Annotated in this window: 1 protein-coding gene; it reads right to left on the reverse strand. The window is 75.9% G+C overall.

What is annotated here, in order from left to right; translation table 11 throughout:
• A partial coding sequence (locus ACWERV_RS36555) for an SDR family NAD(P)-dependent oxidoreductase (RefSeq protein WP_452941184.1) occupies positions 1-4288 on the reverse strand: 4288 nt, incomplete at both ends.

Genomic DNA, 4288 nt, shown 5'->3' on the forward strand with positions numbered 1-4288 from the left:
ACGACGAACACCCCGTATCCACCGTCACCGCAGGACCCTCAAGACCCAGCACATACGACACCCGACCCGACACCACACACCCCAGATTCCCGGTGCCGGTGTAGCCCTCCATGTCGGCGCTGGAGAGTCCGATGATCGACAGGTAGTCGAAGATGGTCGCGCCGACGTAGACGCCGGTGTCGGTGCCCTTGAGCGAGCCGTGGTCGATGCCGGCGCGTTCGAAGGTCTCCCACGCGGTCTCCAGCAGCAGCCGCTGCTGGGGGTCCATGCCCACCGCCTCGCGCGGTGAGATGCCGAAGAAGTCCGCGTCGAACTCGCCCGCGTCCGGGAGGAATCCGCCCTCCAGGACGTAGCTGGTGCCGGGGCGGTCCGGGTCGGGGTCGTAGAGCGTCTCCAGGCGCCAGCCGCGGTCGGCGGGGAAGGATGTCATGGCGTCCCGGCCCTCGGCGACGAGGTCCCACAGCTCCTCGGGGCTGCTGACGCCGCCGGGGTAGCGGCAGGCCATGCCGACGATCGCGATCGGCTCGTCGGAGAGCCCGGCGGGCGCCGCGGGCAGCGCGGCCGGGACGCCCGTGGGCGCCGCGCCGCCGGAGATCTCCGCGAGCAGGTGGCGGGCCAGCGTGTCTGCGGTGGGGTGGTCGAAGATCAGCGTCGTCGGCAGGGACATCCCGAGCGACGTGCCGAGCTTGTTGCGCAGCTCGACGGCCGTCAGCGAGTCGAAGCCCAGCTCGAAGAAGGGGGAGGTCGCGGACACCGCGTCGGGCCCCGCGTGTCCGAGCACCCCGGCGGCCAGCGCGCGGATGTGCTGGACGAGGATCTGCTGCCGCTGCCCTGCCGCCGCGGCGGCCAGCTGGCGGCGCAGCGGGCTCTCCTCGTCACCGGCCTGCTCGGGCGCCTCGGCGGCCTGCGGGATCTCGGCGAGCAGCCGGCTGGCGCGCTGCCCGGCGAAGGTCGCGGCGAAGCGCGGCCAGTCGAAGTCGGCGACGGTGAGCACGCTCTCGCCGCGGCCGAGGGCCTGGCCGAGCACGCGCAGGGCGAGGCCGGGCGACATGGCGGTGAGGCCGCGGTCGCGGAAGAAGGCGGTCACGGCGTCGTCGGCGGCCATGCCCGCCTCGCCCCACGGCCCCCATGCGACGGACAGGGCCGGGAGGCCCGCGGCCCGGCGGCGCTCGGCGAGGGCGTCGAGGTAGGCGTTGGCGGCGGCGTAGGCGCCCTGCTGGCCGCTGCCCCAGCTGGAGGCGCCGGAGGAGAAGAGTACGAAGGCGTCGAGGTCCAGGTCGCGGGTCAGCTCGTCGAGCCAGCGGGCGCCGCCGGACTTGCCCGCGGCGACCTGGGCCAGCCGGTCGCCGTCCAGGTCGCGTACGGGGGTGTAGTCGCCGACGCCCGCCGCGTGGAAGACGGCGCTCAGCGGGTGCTCGGCGGGGACGCGGGCGAGCAGCGCGGCCACCTGGTCGCGGTCGGCGACGTCGCACGCGGCGATGTCCACCGTGGCGCCCAGTGCGGTGAGTTCGGCGGTGAGGGCCTGGCTGCCGGGGGCGTCGGCGCCGCGCCGGCCGGCCACGACGACGTGCCGGGCGCCGCGTTCCACGAGCCAGCGGGCGACACGGCCGCCGATCCCGCCGGTGCCGCCGGTGACCAGGGCCGTGCCGCCGGTCCGCCACTGCGGGCCGGGCGCGGTCGCGGGCAGCGGGCGCAGCCGCCGGGCCAGCGGGCCGCCTGCGCGCAGCGCGACCTGGTCCTCACCGTCCCCGGCCTCCTGGGCGAGGACGGCGGCCAGCAGCGGGGCCGTCGCGTCGTCGTCCGCGTCCGGCAGGTCGGCGAGCCCGCCCCACAGCCGCGGGTACTCCAGCGCCACGACCCGGCCGAGCCCCCACACCTGTGCCTGCGCGGGGCTCACGTCGGCGCCGCCCGCCCCGGCGGACACCCCGCCGCGGGTCACGCCCCACAGCCGCCCGCCGAAGTCCGCGTCGTCCAGCGCCTGGACGAGCGCGAGCGTCGCGGCGAGCCCGGCGGCCAGGTGCGGGTGCCGCGGGTGCGGCTCCTCGTCGAGGCCCAGCACGCTGACCACGCCGGTGACGGGGGTGCCCGCGGGCAGGGCGCCGCGCAGCAGGTCGGTCAGCGCGCCGCGCTCCAGCTCCTCGGGCGTGAGGGCCAGCAGGGTGCAGGTGGCGCCGTGGCTGTCGAGGGCGCGGGTGACGGTCTCGACGGCGGGGTCCGCGGCGAGCCGCCGCGGCGCCACGAGCAGCCACCGCCCGGCGAGCCGCGGCGCGGCGTCGAGGCCCGCGACGGCGGACCAGGCCGCCGCGTAGCGCCATCCGTCGATCCGGCCCTGCTCGCGGGTGCCGCGGCGCCACTGGGCGAGGACGGGCAGCGCGGTGTCCAGCGCCTGCCGGGTGCTCTCCTCGGCGGTGTCCAGCCCGGCCCCGATCCCGGCGAGGTCGCCGGACTCGACGGCGTTCCAGAAGGCCTCGTCCGCCGCGGCCGCGTCGTTCTGGGCGCCGGGCCACTTGTCGGGCTTGAGCCAGTAGGGCTGGTGCCGGAAGGCGTACGTGGGCAGGTCGACGGTGGGCACGGCGGGAGCGTCGGCCGGGGCGCCGTACCAGGCCTTCCAGTCCACGGTCAGACCCGCGGTGAACGCCTGGGCCAGGGCCCGCAGCAGTTGTTCGGCGCCGCCCTTGTCGCGCAGCAGCGTCGGGACCGTCGCCACCGCCAGGTCCAGCGACTGGGCCGTCTCCTGAACCCCCGTGCTCAGCACCGGATGCGGACCCGACTCGACCAGCACCCGGTGGCCGTCGGCGAGCACGGCCTCGACGGCGTCGGCGAAGCGGACCCGCTGGCGCAGGTTGCGCACCCAGTAGCCGGTGTCGAGGTCGGCGGTGTCGATCCGGCCGCCGGTGAGGGCGGAGTAGAAAGCCACGGTCGTGGCGGCGGGCGTGATCGTGCCGAGCAGGTCGGTGAGTTCGGCGGCGATCTCGTCCACGTGGGGGCCGTGCGAGGCGTAGTCCACGTCGATCAGCCGGGCCCGCCCGCCGTCGGCCTCGACCTGTGCCACGACGGCCGCGACGGCGTCGGGGGAGCCCGAGACGACGGTGGACGAGGGGCCGTTGACGGCGGCCACCGCCACGTCGGACCGGTCGGCGAGCACGGCCTCGGCGGCGTCGCGCCCGAGGGCGAGCGACGCCATGGCGCCGCGTCCGGCGAGGGCCCGCAGGGCACGCGAGCGGACGGCGACGATACGGGCGCCGTCTTCGAGGGTGAGCGCGCCCGCGACGACGGCGGCGGCGATCTCGCCCTGCGAGTGACCGACGACGGCCGCCGCACGCACCCCGTACGCCTCCCACACCGCGGCGAGCGACACCATGACCGCCCACAGCGCAGGCTGCACGACGTCCACCCGGTCCACATCCACGTCAGGGGCGGTCCCGCGCAGCATCTCCTCCAGCGACCAGTCCACGTACGGCGCGAGCGCCCGCCCGCACTCACCGATCCGCGCCGCGAACACCGGCGAGACGTCCAGGAGTTCGGCGCCCATCCCCCGCCACTGACCGCCCTGCCCCGGGAAGACGAGGACGGGGCCAGGTCCGACGGGCAGCGGCTCGCCCTCCACCACGGAGGCGGAAGGGGCGCCCTCCGCCAACGACCTGAGCCCGGCGAGAAGTCGGCCGGGATCGTCACCGACGACCACGGCACGGTGGTCCAGCACGGCCCGGCCGGACACCAGCGACCAGCCCACGTCCACCGCCCCGGGCCCCGCCGCTTCGGCGAAGTCCGCGAGCCGCGCGGCCTGCGCGCGCAGTCCCTCGGCGGAGGCACCGGAGACCACCCACGGTGTCAGCCCGCCGACCGCGGCGGCGGGCGCGCCCTGCGGCTCGGCGTCAGGCGCGGGGGCTTCTTCGAGGATGACGTGCACATTGGTGCCGGAGATGCCGAAGGCCGAAATGCCCGCACGGCGGGGGCGGTCGGTCTCCCCGGGCCAGTCGCGCTGTTCGCTGAGGAGTTCCACCGCGCCGCCGGACCAGTCGACTTCCGCGGTGGGCTCGTCGGCGTGCAGCGTCCTCGGCATCACCCCGTGGTGCATGGCCATCACCATTTTGATCAGGCCCGCCATTCCGGCGGCGGCCTGGGTGTGCCCGATATTGGATTTCACCGATCCGAGCCACAGAGGCCTTTCCGCAGCACGCCCCTGACCGTATGTGGCGATCAGCGCCTGCGCCTCGATCGGATCACCCAACCGCGTCCCCGTACCATGCGCCTCCACCACATCCACATCAGCACCCGACAACCGCGC

This window comes from Streptomyces sp. NPDC004031 (assembly GCF_053604375.1).